This is a genomic window from Ferranicluibacter rubi (assembly GCF_011603255.1).
Lineage (GTDB): Bacteria > Pseudomonadota > Alphaproteobacteria > Rhizobiales > Rhizobiaceae > Ferranicluibacter > Ferranicluibacter rubi.
This window is the reverse complement of the sequence record NZ_JAANCM010000024.1, coordinates 20,870-34,944: the sequence shown is the minus strand read 5'-3', so window position 1 is coordinate 34,944 and position 14,075 is coordinate 20,870. Positions and strand designations below refer to the sequence as shown.

Genomic DNA, 14,075 nt, shown 5'->3' with positions numbered 1-14,075 from the left:
CCCGTCCCCGCGAAAGTCTGATCGCAAAGAAATTGCTGAACCCATCGCAAACCTCCTGTTTGCGCTACCGATTCAGATTCGTCGGCTTTTGGGAACCCCGAGAGTCAGCATCAATGGAGGTTGGTATGACATAGATTTTGCAGGTATCACTTAGACTACCGAACTCGGTTACCCCGCCGCAAGCAAATGAAGCTCGCGGCGAGATATGCTTACGCCTTACATCGGCGGCTGAACTCCGTTGGTGCCAACCACGACGCGGCTGCTTGAGATCGAGCCGTCGGCGGCCTTCTCGGACGGCACGAATACCGTGGCGCCGCTCTTCAGATCTGCTTCAACAGCCTGTGCGAATGTCACGACCGGCGTGCCCGCGGGGATGGATATCTTCTTTTCCTTGCCCTTGTAGGTCACCGTCACTGTCTGGCCATCGACGGATTTGACGGCGTTGGCAACGGTCGCGTTCGTCATCGAGCTGTTCGGCTTCAGGTCCCAGGCATAGCTCCCTTCGCCCGTGCCCTTCATGGCTGCGGGGAAAATCAGCACTTCGAGCGCACCATCGCCGCCTTCGGCCGTCGGCAACGATGCAATGCCGACAAAGTCGCCGGTCTTGATGTCGTCGATGGAGGCCTTGGCGACGCTGGAGACCTTCCAACCGTCGGTCAGCATGATCTTCGCATCGGTACCCTCGCGGGTTTTTACCGACAGCATATTGCCTTCGAGGCTTTCCACGACGCCGCGCACCCGGATCTGGTCGGCCGCCTGAACGGCTGTGCTGAGCGTTGCGCCCATCAAGACACCCGTCAGCGCCGCGATGCTGGTTTTTGAGAGATAGGACATGTGTCATTCCTTGTTTATCCCCTGTCGTCACGTCCGGCGAATGCGGGGTGTTATTCGCCGGTTTCGCAAGGCTGGTCGGTTTCGACCGCCTGCAGAACCTCAGATCCCGGCGTACCATTCGTAGCCGCGATCCTCCCAGAAGCCGCCATTGCCGCCATAGAGGTTCTTGAGATCGGCAACGGCCTCGATGCGCATGACATATTTCGCCTGCTTATAGCCGAGCTGCCGCTCGACCCTTAGCCGCAAAGGTGCGCCGTGCGGCACCTCCAGGTCGCGGCCGTTCATGGCATAGGCAAGGATGGTCTGGGGGTGGAAGGCATCGACGAGGTCGATGCTCTCATAATACCAGCCGCTGCCGTCGAGGGTCTTTTCGTATTCGTCGGCACAGTGGAATGCGATGTAGCGAGCGTCCTTCTTCAGGCCTGCGGCGCGCAGCACGTCACCAAGAGGCACACCCGTCCACTGGCCGATCGCACTCCAACCTTCGACGCAGTCGTGCCGGGTGATCTGCGTGCGCGCCGGCATCGCCTTCAATGCGGCGAGCGAGATGCTTGCCGGGCGCTCGACGAGCCCTCCGACGTGCAGTTGCCACTGCGCGAAGTGGCTTGCGAGAAGCGACTGGTATTCTGCGCCGTCCGGCATGGAGGTTCCGTTGGCACGAAACGTCGGCGAGATCTCGCTCACGCTGAACTCACGTGCCAGCGCCGTGTCGCCAATCAAAAACCGCTGCGTCCGCATGGTCAGGCTTTCCGCCATCTTGATTACAGATTGGACATTACCGTTTTCGACCAGCGCGTCGCAGCCGGCGAGACCGAGCGTCGAGGCGGTCAACGTGGAGCCGATGAGAAACCGGCGGCGAGTGAGAAAATTGTTCATGGCGCGGTCTTTGATGCCTTGAGGGATGGTTCCGTACGGATCGCGTAGCGGCCCGTGATCATGGAGCGCATGTTGTTGAAGACGCCGGATGCCAGCACCATGGCGATATGGACGACGACGAAGGCAACGAGCGATGTCGCGAAGATGAAGTGGAGCGTGCGGGCGGACTGCCGACCACCGAAGAGATCGAGCAGGAAGGGCGCGAACGCGTTGAAGCCCGGCGACATGGTGAGGCCGGTCAGGATCATGCCCGGAAGCATTAGGAAGATGACGACGAGATACGTTATCTTCTGGAGGGCGTTGTAGTGGCGCGCCTCCTCACCCTTGGGAAACCGCAGCCGGGAATGGTCGGCGATCTCATGGCCGAGATGGGCGAGCGTCAGCTCGGCTTTCGTCGGCACGAGATCGCGCCGGAAATGCCGCGATACAAAGCCATAGGCGAGATAGACAAGACCGTTGATGACGAAGGCCCAGGCGAAAAAGAAGTGCCAGCGACGCCCCGTGGCGAGATCCTGATAGCTGGGAAGCGTGATCCAGGCTGGGAAGCCACGCGCCGTGGGTTCGCCATCGACCTCGGACACACCGAGCACGCCCGTGGTGTCGAGCGAGAGAGGGCCGACGCGCGTGACGCCCTTCAAACCGCCATCGTTCTCGAAGGCTTGCAGAGACAGGACAGACGGATCGTCATCGGCGCCATACTGACCCCAGTATAGGCTCGGATGCGCATTGAAGATCTGCAATCCGCTAGCGAGAAGGACTGTCATTGCAAGCACGTTCAGCCAGTGCGACAGCCGCACGGTCAGGCTGTGACGGCGGATCAGCGTTTGCTGACCGGATGTCGTGGAAGATGAGCCGAACATGACGTTCCCTCCGAGGTCGGTGATATCGTGACAGTGACCAAGACCTACCTTGCGTGTCCGAAGGCTGATCCGGAAACGTCGTTCCCCGGCTCTTGCAGAACGTTCTACGAACCGGGAAACGACGAAGATCACTGCAGCGGGAGTACTTACATGGCGTCGCAGCCCTTCATCATGTCGGCTTTCTTCATGCTGTCCTTTTCCATGTCGGCCTTGTTGGTGCAGTCGGCCTTGGTGCCTTTCATGGCGTCGTGTTTCATGGCATCAGGCTTCATGGCCTCGGTCTTCATCGCGTCCGGCTTCTTCATGGCGTCCGTGCTGGTCTGGGCCTGTGTCGCACCGAACGAGAGGGTGAGGCCCAGAATGATAGCGGCGGTGGCGGTCATGAGGCGATAGGTCATGATGGATCTCCTGGTGATGTGCAGGACGCGGACTGCGTCGACGGTCACGGGAAACTCATTCGGACCAGACGCTGATCCGGTTACAGGCATCACGCCGATGTGATCGTACCGGGAATTCGCTCGCTTTTTTCAAGATGCACTGTAACCGTTTCTGCACTGCACCGTATGAGCCTCCCAGAGACATGACAGATGTAACCGAGTCCGAGCTGAAGGTGCTGATGCTCTTGTCCCTTGATGGGGACGAGAAGGCCTATCGGTGCCTACTTGATGTGCTCCGGCACCTGCTGGAACACTACTACGGGCGACGCCTTGCCCGGGCGGACAAAACGGATGTGGACGACCTAGTGCAGGAGACGCTGCTCGCGCTGCACCAGCGGCGGATAACGTATGATCGGGAGCGACCTTTCACGGCATGGTTTTTTACTATCGCCCGGCACAAGCTAGTGGATCATCACCGCAGGACGGGTGGACGTGGTCACGTCGGGCTGGATGCTGTGGAAGCCATCCCGGACGGCTACCGCGAGGATGCGGTGGCCGCACAGATAGACATTCAAAGGCTGCTGGCCGTCCTTCCCGCGTGGCAGGCGGAGGCGATCCGACAGGTACGGCTCGACGGTCGGTCCATCGCCGAGGCCGCCCTGCATTCGGGACGGTCGGAGGCGACGGTCAAGGTCAGCATCCACAGAGGTATCAAGGCACTGGCAGCAAGATTGAGAGGCGATCATGGCAAAGGTGAATGAGCTGATCGACGATCTCGTGCGGGATCTCCGGCCGGTGCGCAAGGATGCGCTCGGGAGGCTTCTCGTCGGAGCGCTGATGCCGGGCATGCTGCTCTCGGCAGCGCTGATCCTTCTCGGCCACGGGCTGCGCCCGGATCTTAGCGCCGCCTTGTCCCTACCCGCCTTCTGGATAAAATCCGCCTATCCGCTGCTGCTCGCCATCATCGGGCTCAGCACCCTGATGGCTGTCGCGCGCCCCGGCGGACGGCCAATCGGAGCAGCCGTTCCCCTCTCGATTGTCTACGCGCTTCTGGTCGTCATGGCAGTGGTGCAGATACGCCAGTCATCCTCTCCAGAAGAAAGCCGGAGGCTCGTCATGGGCATCTCCGCCTGGTTCTGCCCACTGATCATCCTTGCGACAGGAGCACCAATGATGGCCGCGGTATTCTGGTTCCTGCGCAAAAGCGCCCCGACATCGCCGACCTTCGGTGGAACCATTGCAGGCATGACCGCCGGCGCGCTTGGGGCGTGGGTCTACAGCTGGGGCTGCATCGAGAACGGCTTGGCCTTCGTTGCCCTTTGGTACACGCTCGGCATCGTGCTGTGCGCAGCAATCGGCGGCTTGATGGGACGGCTTTGGCTACGGTGGTGAGGTTTGAGAAAAAACGTCAAAGTCATCCCCGCAGCAGCATATCACGGCGCACCTTTTTAGTGCTGGGACCAGCGCTTTTTATTGGCTCTTACCACGGATCACAGCCCCCAGACGTCAGGTGCCGGCAATCGGTTCCCAGTTGCCGTCGTGGCCGGGTGAAAACTGGGGAATGTGTGCAAGGCTACGGACGAGGGGTTCGTCGGCACCCAGTATCTGCTTCCAGTCGGTCGCCTCCGTCAGAATAACGCCAATGCCGACCACCTCGGCGCCTGCCTTGCGCACGAGATCCAGCGAGCCTTTCATGCTGGAGCCGGATGCGACGACGTCGTCGACGACGACGACGCGCTTGCCCTTCAACAGCGGAACCGCCGCACGGTCGAGGAGAAGGCGCTGCTCGCCCTTGGAGGTGATCGATGAAATCCGCTGTTCCAGCGCGTTTGCGAGATGGAGTTTCGGCGATTTCTGCAGAATGACATAGGCGTCGAGGCCGAGGGCACGGGTGACGTCGATGGCAACCGGAATCCCGAGCGTCGCCGCGCCGACGATGATGTCGGGCTCGAGCGGCTTGAGTTTGGCCGCCAGTGCCTGTCCGATATGCTCGCCGAATTTGACACCGAGATCAATCACCATCATCAGCGAAATGGCAAAGTCCGGCTTGATCGCCACGATTGGCAGATCGATGGGCCAGCCGGCGACGTCCACCCGCCAGCTTTGTCCGGTTGCCGGGTCCGTTTTTGCGTCTGCGGGGTCAGTTGTCATCGGCTTTGTCCTTCATGTTCATGCGAGGCTCGACCATCGGGCCGACAATGCGCCATGTGGTTCGCTTTTGTTTGAGGTCGAACCCGTAAATGGAAAGAGAAAAGGAAATGGCGTGCGCCATGCGAATGGCCTGGACGAGAAGCGGAATGCCGCGCGCAAGCGCAAACCGCAGTTTCGTCGGCAGGCTCACGTCGTCGATCTCCATGCCGCGTGCGCGCTGGGCATCGGCGATGCGCTCGAAATCGTCGCGCAGCATGGGGATGATGCCGAAGGTCAGCGACAGGACAAGCGTAACGACCGGCGGCAGCCGCGCAGCGCTTGACGCTGCAAGGATCGAGCCGGGCGTGCTGGTTTCCATGACGAAGAAGAAGGCGGCCGTGGTCGTCACGAGGCGCGCAGCCATGCCGGCGGCAATCGGCAGGGCTTCAGCTGTCGTTGCGCCCTGCAGCCAGAGGTTCACCAACCAACTGACAACGACCATGCCCGACAGCAGCAGCGCGCCCTTGATGTAGCCGCGCAGGCCAGGCACGCCGGCAAGCCACAGGAAGGCGACGGTGAGAACGGCAAACGGCAGGCCAAAGCGCCAGCCAGGCACCAGCCAGGCGACCAGCATCACCGAAAAGGCAAAGGCCAGCTTGAAGAAGAAATTGATCTCGTGCAGCCGGTTCATCCGATCTCTCCGGCCATCTGGCGATAGGGCGGCGGCCAACCGAGCTGGCGGAAGGTTGCGCTCTCCCAGCCTTCGTTGAGCGTGCCATCAAACGCGATCGCGCCGTCGTCGAGGATCATCATGCGGGTCGCCACATCGTCCACCAGTTCGAGATCGTGCGAGATCAGCATGACGGATCGACCACTTTCCTGCAGGGTGGCAATGAAGAGATCGAGCATGCGCCGCCCCTTGAGGTCGCGGGCCAGCAGGGGTTCGTCGACGATGGTGATCAGCGCGCCGGCCGCATCCGCGCAGGCGAGGCCGAGCAGCGCCTGCTGGCGGGCCGACAGAACGAACGGGTTGGCCTCGGCAAAGCCCGACAGGCCGTAACGATCGAGCGCCGCTGCGGCCCGCGCGAGAATGTTGGGATCCGTCGAGGTGGCGCTTGCGGCGGTGATGGCGAAGATCACCTCGCCGGTCACCGTCATGTTGAACAGGATGTGCCGCATGTTCTGCGGTATATAGGCAATCTTGCGCGCCCTGGCGGCGACCGTCCACGAGTTGGCGGCCTCCCTGTCGAGGACGAGCGCACCGGATGCGATCTTCTCAAGGCCGAGGATTGCCTTGAAGAGCGTCGTCTTGCCCGCGCCGTTGCGCCCGATCAGGGCCAGAACCTCGCTGGCGCGGATCTCGACATCCACCCCCTTGAGAACCGGCTGGCCGTCAGGACGTGCCAGCCGCGTGGTGAGGCCGCGTACCTCCAGCAGAGGCCGCCCGAGGATAGCGGGTGGACGCTCGGAGCGTTGCCGTAGCGGCGGCAACAGGCCCGCGTTGCGCCAGGGGTTATCGAGCGGCACGATGTTGGCAGGGGGAACGGGCTGCGAAAGGTGGCGATCGGACAGGAGCGCAATCCGGTCGATCACCGACAGGAGTGCCAGCGGATCCTGCTCGGCCACCAGGAGGGCCGAGACGGAACTCGCCACCGTTTGCAGAAGTGCTGCAAGCCGCGCCCGGGCCGCCGGGTCGAGGCCGGTTGTGGGCTCGTCCATTACTAGGATCAAGGGGCTTGCCGCAAGGGCCGCGGCGATCGCCACCATGCGCCGCTCGCCGCCGGACAGCGTCAGCACCCGGCGCCCGCATAGGGCTTCGATCCCGAAGGCCGCGATCAGTGTGCGCAACCGCTCGCGGATCACCTGTTTCTCGACGCCCCGGTTTTCGAGGGGAAAGGCAATGACATCCTCCACGCAGAGGTCCCAGAGCTGATCGTCGATGTTCTGAGAGACGAAGGCTATGGTGGAAAAGAGCTCGGTCTTGTCGAAGGTCGCGATCGGGCGGCCCATCAGGGTGACGTCGCCCGCATGGTCGGGGATCGGTAGGAGGCGCGGAATGAGGCCGGCAGCAGCGGCAAGAAACGTCGTCTTACCACTGCCGGCCTCGCCACAGATCAGGAGCCGCTGGCTCTCTTCGAGATGACAGTCCGTCTCGGCGATCACGGGATCGGGACCGCCGAAACCGAGACGAAGGCTGGTAATCTTGAGCACTTGATCTGTCCGGTTGGTCTCAGAAGCGCTTGAAGCCCGCCGGGTGGGCGCTTTTCAGGATCTTCATGGCCGGGACAATCAGCAGCGGCGTACCGATGACCATGGGCACAATGTCGGACAGGCCGATGTAACCGAAGGCCCACCAGAACGGGAAGATGCCAAGATATGCAAGGCTTGCGGACACGGCGGCGACCATGACGATGCCAACGGCAAGGCAGGCAAGCGCGATCTTGACGAGGACCGTGCGGTCGAAAGTGGTCTTTGCCGGATCAAACAGGAGGCCCGGAGCAAGGCCCGTCAGGCCGACCATGATGCCGTCGACGATCAGTGAATGGGCGGGAATGAACGTGCCGGCGAGAAGCGACCAGACGATCGTGCCGAGGTAGCCGCAGATGAAGCCGCTACGCCAGCCGAGCAGAATGCCAATCAGCGGCGGAAGGAAGGCGAAAATCCGCCACTGGATGACGCCAGGCACGAGCTGGATCGGATTGGCATAGGCCCAGAGCACACCGGTGGCAGCGGCCGCGACAATGGACAGCACGAGCGGAAAGAGCGTGTTGCCGTCACTGTGTGAGAGAGTTGTCTGTTGCATTTTCATAGTTCCCCTTGCGTTAAGATAGACAGGTCTTCGGGCATGGCGCGCGCCCCTTGAGACCTCCCTTATGGTCTGTCGAAGGCGGTTGGGCTGATGAGCCGTCCGCTTGCTTTTCTGTTGTCCGCTGGTCCGTCCGGTCAGTTTTGGTCTGCCCTGAAAGACCCTCGCTTTTTGTTTCTGTCTCTCGTTTCAGGAACGCTGGTGCCCCTTTATCCCCTGACGAACTCTAGCCTGCAGACCATCTCCCGACGTTCCGATTATCCTGACCGAACGCATGGCTTGCGCCTGTTCGCGCCGTATATTCCGTTGCTGCATCTGGTATGGCTATGCCGTCGACGATATCGAACTGCGGGATGTGGCCGAGCGTGGTCACGAGGTCGGCATCCCGGCCCAGCGCGTGGCGCCAGGCGTGTCCCTCTGCAAGGATCGCACCGGCACCCACAACCTCGGCGCCGGCGCGGCGCACCAGACGGATCGCCGCAGCCATGCTGGAGCCCGTCGCGACTACATCGTCGATGACCAGCACGCGCTTGCCCTGCAGGAGCGCAATGGAGCGCCTGTCGAGCAGAAGCCGCTGGGAGCCGCCGGTGGTGATAGACCTGACGTCCTCGACCAGCGCTTCTGCGAGGTGGAATTTGGGCGATTTTTGCAGGATGACATACTGGTCAAGCCCGAAACGGCGTGACACCTCGATTGCCGCGGGGATGCCGAGTGTCGCGCTGCCCACCACAATATCCGGCTTCAGCGCGGCAAACCGCGCCACCATCGCATCGCCGACAAGATCGCCGAAGCGCACGCCCATCTCGATGACCATGAGCAGCGCAATGGCGCGCCGATCGCTGAGGGCGATGATCGGAAGGTCGAACGTCTCGCCGGCAATATCCACACCAAAGGTCTCGGGAATGATCGGGTTCATGTGGGTCCTTCATCGGCAAGCCTCTATAGACAATCGATGGCGTGCCTTTTACAAACATCAAGATCCGTCCGGTGCGTTTCCTTTTTCTCAACACAGGGCCATCGATCTGCCATGAGCAGGCTGCTGTTCTCCCGTTTTGCCCAATATCTAGAGGCCATCGCCCGTCTCGGGTCCATCCGGAAGGCGGCGGCGGAACTGAACGTATCCGCTTCCGCCATCGACAAGCAGTTGATCCGCGCCGAGGAGGAGATGGGCGTGGCGCTGTTCGAACGGTTGCCGCGTGGCATGCGCCTGACTGCGGCAGGCGAGATCCTCATTCACGGCGTCAAGGGATGGCGCAAGGATTACGCCCGCATCACGTTCGAGATCGAACAGCTGAAAGGCCTGCGCCGCGGTGAGGTCAAAATCGCGGTTTCGCAGGAAACCGTATTCGATTTCCTTCCCGGCGCGATGGCCCGCTTCATGCGCGATCATCCCCGTATTCGCAACAATGTCCTCGTTGTCGACTCCGATCAGGTTCGTAAACTTGTCCTGGACGGGTTTGCCGATTTCGGGCTGACGTTCAGCCCGCGGCCCTTGCCCGGCGTTACCGTCACCCGCTCCGCCCCTTTTCATCTGCACGCCGTCGTGCCGGCCGCCCGGCTACCCGAACCGGAGGCGACCCTCTCGCTTGAGGCGTTCTTTCAAAATCCAACAATCATTCCGGATGCCAGCACCCATCTTCGCGATGCCGTCGATGTCGCCGCCGCCCGGACGGGAACGCGGCTTCGGCCCGTGCTTACGACCAATAGTCTCGACCTCATGCGGTCGATGGTTCGAGAAGGTGCGGGATTCGGCCTGATCGCATTGTCGCAGGGCGCACAGGTCCAGCGGGACGACGGTCTCGCCTATCTACGCTTCAGCGACCGCGGTTTGCCACCCCTCACGCTCTCTCTCATCATCGATCCGCAGCGCAGCCCATCAATTACGTCGATTCTGATGCGCCAGTATTTTGAGGCATACTTCGACGATCTGGAAAAAAGGCAGAAATGACATTAGGCGTTAAGCAAAGTGCGGTGATCGAAGATCAGCTTAGGAACGCCCTACCTCATCCTTCCGCAGCGGCAATTGACGATGTCAACGGCCATAGCCGAAACATGGCGTAAGCTGCTACGCCAGCAGCAGGGCCTTGAAGAGATGAAAATCGACGACCCTGACACCAGATTGCCCATGGGCATGAAATTTGTTTCGTCCAGGCGTTAACTTAGGCTTGGCAGCATAATAGATTCGGGCCGCCAGATGTCTGACCGCCTTTCGATTGGGATTGACAACAAGCGGCCATCGCGGCGGGATAGGTGTATGAGACGTACCAATTTACCAGCCTTCCCGCGCTCTCACAGCATCCGCCCGCAAGCAGTAGAGTGACCGATTTGGCCGCGAGTATCTCGGTGTTTCAATCGATGCGCGCTCACTGGAAAGTTAAGGTGGAGATCAATTTTCGAGTTTTGAGGAGCGGCATCGCGTAAGGACAGACGCCGCTCTCATCCCGGAAGCCCTCCTTTGTTGGTAAAGGGCACGTCACGGCCGCTGAGACGAAGTTGGCAGAGCTAAGGCTTTTCTCTGTAAAAAATCATACCGCCGTGCTGCAGCGTGTCCTGGTCAACAAACGTGCCGTCGGCAGTGAAGCCCATGTCGTCCCAGTAGTCGATGTGATTGCTGGTTACAACGTAACAGCCCTGATAGGCACTTTGACGATTGCCGCGGGCCTCGTTGTAGCGGCCCGTTGGCAGCAGTTCCTGTCGGATGTGGCCGTCGTCGGTGACCCACATGCCAAGATAGACATGGTTCTGCGGCTGAGCCTGGGTTCTGGATTGGATGGACATTGTGTTCTCTGCCTTTGCGATATGAGCCAATGCGCCGAGAGACGCGGCGGTGGCGATGATCAGGATGAGATCACTCATGGCCGAGCCTCCTCCCGTGTCGGCGTCGCGGTGCTTGGTTCGGCGGGTCCGCCGCTGTCGGCTTGACGTCGGTCTTCACAGAGCTGCGCCAAGACCTGGGAGGCGGCGATTGCTTTGGGTAAGCCCGCCGGTACGGTCACCATGTAGATGACTTCTTTGAGCTCTTCCTCCGACACACCGATATTGAGCGCATAGCCGGCATGAACCCTCATGAAAGCCGTCTCGCAGATGGCGGCGAAGGCCGCTACCGCAGCGAGCTGGCGGGTCCGATTGTCGAGACCCGGGCGTGACCAGACGTCGCCCCGCGCATAGGCTTCTGTCGCCTCGGCCAGGAACAGGAATTCCCGTCGCATGCCTTCCAGCGTTGGCTGCGTCGTATTGTTGTTCAAGCTGCGGACCACCGCCGCCCCGCGCTCCCGCCTTTCGTCCGTCGTCTGGGCGAGAGCGGCGTCGGGAAAGAGGCCGAGAAGGGAGGCGGCGCCCGCCGCCACGACATGGGACCTGATCTGCTGAAACATGATAATCTCGTGTTTCTCGTTGGCTCCTGAGCGGCCGGTTAAGATGCGGCCCTCGTTGGGCGCACGACGATCTCGTTGACGTCGACATCTTCAGGCTGCTCGATGGCGAAACGGACGGCGCGACCGATGGCATCGGGCGTGAGCGCGATGGCGCGGTAGGTCTTCATGCCTTCGATCGCGGTCGGATCGGTGATCGTGCTGGCCAGTTCGCTTTCCACGACGCCCGGATGGATGCAGGTGACGCGCAGCTTGTCGTTTTCCTGGCGAAGGCCATCGGAAATGGCCCGGACAGCATATTTGGTGGCGCAATAGACAGCCGCCGTCGGCGACACCGTGAGGGCACCGATCGAGGCGATGTTGATGATATGGCCAGAACCGCGCTCGGTCATTTCCTGCAGGACGGCGGCGATGCCGTAGAGGACGCCCTTGATATTGACATCGACCATCCTGTCCCACTCCTCGACCTTCAACGAAGCCATCAGCGAAAGCGGCATAACGCCGGCATTGTTGACGATAACGTCAACGCGGCCGAACTCCCGGCGGGCGGCCTTGGCGAAAGCTGCCACGTCGGTACGGTCAGTTACATCGACTTTGCGGGTCATGACCTCGCCGCCGGCCGCACGAATTTCCTCGGCGACAGCCTCCAAACGGTCGGTACGGCGGGCACCGAGCACGACGGTCGCGCCGGCCTTTGCCAGTTCGTGGGCAATACCGACACCGATGCCGCTGGAGGCGCCCGTGATGAGAACAACTTTGTCCATGACTTTCTCCTCTTTCGTCCGCTTCGTTGCGGTTGTCAGCAAGATAAGCTTGGGGCATTGTCGTGATAAGGCGCTTATTTATTCATTGAGAGGTAAGGACCACTAACCAATGCTGCCGGACTTTAACGCGCTTTCTGTGTTCGCTCTTGTTGCTGAGGAAAAAAGTTTTCGCGCTGCTGCCGACCGGATGGGCGTCACGCGCTCTGCCGTTAGCCAGACGATCCGCAAACTCGAAGAGACGGTAGGTATCGCGCTTGTTAGCCGTACGACCCGTAGCGTCGGGCTGACGGAGGCCGGCGAGCGGCTCTATGCCGAGGCGGCTCCGGCACTTTTCGATATGAGGGGCGCCATAGAGGCGGCCGCGAACCTTCGCGGGCAGCCGCGTGGGCGGCTGACGCTTGCGGTTTCATCAATTGCCGAGAGCTTTCTGTCTGGGCCGCTGCTGGCATCCTTTCTGGCGGAAAACCCGGAGGTCACAATGCATGTGACCGTTACCGACGAAGAGTTCGATATCGTCGCGGAAGGATATGATGCGGGAGTGAGGCTCGGGGAAGTGATTGCCCAGGATATGGTCGCCGTGCCGGTGTCGGGTCAGCAGCGCCAACTAGCCGTGGCGTCGCCGGACTATCTCGAACAGTTTGGGACGCCATGCCACCCCAGCGAACTTGCAAGCCGCCGTTGCATCGGCTGGCGTCGGGCGGCGAGCCTCGCCCCGTACCGCTGGGAGTTCGAAGAGGACGGCCGGGAGTTCTCGGTGGCGGTGGCGGATACGATCACGACCTCAGATATGGCGCTGATGATCCAGCTCGCGGCAGCAGGCGCGGGGATTACCTTCGGTATGGAGGACAGTTTTCGGCCGGCGATCGCACGCGGTGAACTCGTGTCGATCCTGGAAGAATTCTGCCCACGCTTTCCCGGCTTTTTTCTTTACTATCCGAACCGCCGCAACATGGCGCCAAAACTGAAAGCGCTGGTGGAACATGTACGGGGCTTGCGCTCAGCGGCAGGATGAATGCGGTTATGGCATCACAGGTTGTAGAAAAGGCAGTGCACGCGAATTTTTCGAGAGCTTGGCAAGTGCAATCTCGCCATGGCCTTAGCTACCACGATTTTGAATACACGGACAGCGAAACACATACGCCTTGAAAGGATCTGGACTCACGACAACCGGCGAAATGAAGATATTATCCAGCGACATCAACTTATTGGAGCAACCATTAATCCATCGAAAGAATGACTGTGCAATTGGCCAGTTTCCTTCGAAAAGATCCTGCGATCGCTATCCGCCTATAAAGCATTTGGATGGGGTAATCGGTGGCGACAAGCGGATGCAGACAGTAATAACATTTGTCGTGATTGATGGATCGCGGTCAATATCCGACCTGCACACCTTTCCAGAAAGCCACCCGGTCTTTGATCTCATTGGCGGCCGGTTTGGGTTCGGCATAGAACCAGGCTGCGTCCGCATTTTTCTGGCCGTCGACCTCCAGCGTATAGTAGCTGGCTTGCCCTTTCCACGGACAGCTCGACTTGTTCTGGCTCGACCTCAAATATTCATTTTTGACAGAACCAATCGGAAAATAGTGGTTGCCCTCAACGATGACCGTATCGTCGCTCTCAGCAATTATCGCCCCGTTCCATGTCGCTTTCATAACCGAAATCTCCTCATTGTGGGTCCAAATATAGGAACTTACCAAGATCGTAGCCGCCTCCGACAGTCAAGGCGCCAGAGTTTGTATTGATCTAACTGCGATCAGCAGAAAACGATTGGCGTTCGATCTCGCCGCACTGACCTTCGTCCGTATCATCCGGCCCGCCATCAACCGGAATGACGGGAAAATGGGGAACTGCTTCGTCTTCCAATGCGAGACATCGGCACAGGTACAGCGCTCGATGTGTCGGCCAGGTGATCATTGATTGCATCAGATGCTGCGCGCGGAGTGAACTTGGGGGCGGAGTTTCGTGCCGCCACAACCAAGGCGCTGCCAACGGGCCCGATACAGGGCTTTGAGGATTCCAATTTTTGTCAATTCCTGATTGACAAAAACAAAACGTTT

At 60.5% G+C, this 14,075-nt stretch carries 17 protein-coding genes; 4 read left to right on the top strand and 13 right to left on the bottom strand.

Features of this window, described 5'->3' with window-relative positions:
* Positions 1 to 216: 216 nt before the first annotated feature.
* From G8E10_RS25175 to G8E10_RS25160, 4 genes are all read right to left on the bottom strand, one after another.
* The gene (locus G8E10_RS25175; RefSeq protein WP_110808032.1) at positions 217 to 834 is read right to left on the bottom strand and encodes a hypothetical protein; all 618 of its coding nucleotides are present in this window, start codon (positions 832 to 834) and stop codon (positions 217 to 219) included.
* Positions 835 to 933: 99 nt separating this feature from the next.
* Positions 934 to 1,710, bottom strand: a complete 777-nt coding sequence (locus G8E10_RS25170) for a molybdopterin-binding protein (protein ID WP_110808033.1) — start codon at positions 1,708 to 1,710, stop codon at positions 934 to 936.
* A complete protein-coding gene (locus tag G8E10_RS25165; protein WP_110802751.1) occupies positions 1,707 to 2,570 on the bottom strand; it encodes a cytochrome b/b6 domain-containing protein in 864 nt (287 codons plus the stop codon). The genes G8E10_RS25170 and G8E10_RS25165 overlap by 4 nt, the downstream gene beginning before the upstream one ends.
* Positions 2,571 to 2,716: 146 nt before the next feature.
* A complete protein-coding gene (locus tag G8E10_RS25160) occupies positions 2,717 to 2,968 on the bottom strand; it encodes a pentapeptide MXKDX repeat protein (protein WP_110729561.1) in 252 nt (83 codons plus the stop codon).
* A gap of 182 nt (positions 2,969 to 3,150) precedes the next feature.
* Here G8E10_RS25160 and G8E10_RS25155 point away from each other — a divergent pair, with 182 nt between their 5' ends.
* Entirely contained in the window at positions 3,151 to 3,708 is a 558-nt protein-coding gene (locus G8E10_RS25155; RefSeq protein WP_110802750.1) for a sigma-70 family RNA polymerase sigma factor, read from the top strand.
* Positions 3,692 to 4,339 carry a DUF1109 domain-containing protein gene (locus G8E10_RS25150; RefSeq protein WP_110802749.1) on the top strand — a complete coding sequence of 216 codons (648 nt, stop codon included), beginning with the start codon at positions 3,692 to 3,694 and terminating at the stop codon, positions 4,337 to 4,339. The genes G8E10_RS25155 and G8E10_RS25150 overlap by 17 nt, the downstream gene beginning before the upstream one ends.
* A gap of 114 nt (positions 4,340 to 4,453) precedes the next feature.
* Here the strand turns inward: G8E10_RS25150 and G8E10_RS25145 are convergent, their stop codons facing one another.
* From G8E10_RS25145 to G8E10_RS25125, 5 genes are all read right to left on the bottom strand, one after another.
* Positions 4,454 to 5,098, bottom strand: a complete 645-nt coding sequence (locus tag G8E10_RS25145; protein WP_110802748.1) for a phosphoribosyltransferase family protein — start codon at positions 5,096 to 5,098, stop codon at positions 4,454 to 4,456.
* Positions 5,088 to 5,768 (bottom strand): energy-coupling factor transporter transmembrane component T family protein, encoded by a 681-nt coding sequence (locus tag G8E10_RS25140; RefSeq protein WP_110808035.1) that lies wholly within the window; start codon positions 5,766 to 5,768, stop codon positions 5,088 to 5,090. Before G8E10_RS25140 ends, G8E10_RS25145 begins: the two co-directional genes overlap by 11 nt.
* Positions 5,765 to 7,288 (bottom strand): ATP-binding cassette domain-containing protein, encoded by a 1,524-nt coding sequence (locus G8E10_RS25135; RefSeq protein ID WP_110808036.1) that lies wholly within the window; start codon positions 7,286 to 7,288, stop codon positions 5,765 to 5,767. The genes G8E10_RS25140 and G8E10_RS25135 overlap by 4 nt, the downstream gene beginning before the upstream one ends.
* Positions 7,289 to 7,307: 19 nt before the next feature.
* Entirely contained in the window at positions 7,308 to 7,880 is a 573-nt protein-coding gene (locus G8E10_RS25130; protein ID WP_110808037.1) for an aminotriazole resistance protein, read from the bottom strand.
* Between the two features lie 229 nt (positions 7,881 to 8,109).
* Positions 8,110 to 8,799, bottom strand: coding sequence for a phosphoribosyltransferase family protein (locus tag G8E10_RS25125; protein WP_110808038.1), 690 nt, complete (start codon positions 8,797 to 8,799; stop codon positions 8,110 to 8,112).
* Between the two features lie 111 nt (positions 8,800 to 8,910).
* On the opposite strand from G8E10_RS25125, the gene G8E10_RS25120 reads away from it, so the two are divergent.
* A complete protein-coding gene (locus tag G8E10_RS25120) occupies positions 8,911 to 9,831 on the top strand; it encodes a LysR family transcriptional regulator (RefSeq protein WP_110808039.1) in 921 nt (306 codons plus the stop codon).
* A gap of 554 nt (positions 9,832 to 10,385) precedes the next feature.
* On the opposite strand, the gene G8E10_RS25115 is transcribed toward G8E10_RS25120, so the two are convergent.
* Genes G8E10_RS25115 through G8E10_RS25105 form a run of 3 tightly spaced genes read right to left on the bottom strand, consistent with a single transcriptional unit; the run spans position 10,386 to position 12,018 of the window.
* On the bottom strand, positions 10,386 to 10,739 hold the full coding sequence (locus G8E10_RS25115) for an Atu4866 domain-containing protein (protein WP_110808040.1): 354 nt from the start codon (positions 10,737 to 10,739) through the stop codon (positions 10,386 to 10,388).
* Positions 10,736 to 11,257: a carboxymuconolactone decarboxylase family protein gene (locus G8E10_RS25110; protein ID WP_110808041.1), complete on the bottom strand. Its 522-nt coding sequence runs from the start codon at positions 11,255 to 11,257 to the stop codon at positions 10,736 to 10,738. The genes G8E10_RS25115 and G8E10_RS25110 overlap by 4 nt, the downstream gene beginning before the upstream one ends.
* A 38-nt stretch (positions 11,258 to 11,295) precedes the next feature.
* Positions 11,296 to 12,018, bottom strand: a complete 723-nt coding sequence (locus tag G8E10_RS25105; RefSeq protein WP_110808042.1) for an SDR family oxidoreductase — start codon at positions 12,016 to 12,018, stop codon at positions 11,296 to 11,298.
* Between the two features lie 109 nt (positions 12,019 to 12,127).
* Between G8E10_RS25105 and G8E10_RS25100 the strand changes: the two genes are divergently transcribed.
* The gene (locus G8E10_RS25100) at positions 12,128 to 13,030 is read left to right on the top strand and encodes a LysR family transcriptional regulator (protein ID WP_110808043.1); all 903 of its coding nucleotides are present in this window, start codon (positions 12,128 to 12,130) and stop codon (positions 13,028 to 13,030) included.
* 358 nt (positions 13,031 to 13,388) lie between these two features.
* On the opposite strand, the gene G8E10_RS25095 is transcribed toward G8E10_RS25100, so the two are convergent.
* Complete coding sequence (locus tag G8E10_RS25095; protein ID WP_110808044.1) at positions 13,389 to 13,670, bottom strand: DUF427 domain-containing protein; 282 nt, start codon at positions 13,668 to 13,670, stop codon at positions 13,389 to 13,391.
* Between the last annotated feature and the right edge of the window lie 405 nt (positions 13,671 to 14,075).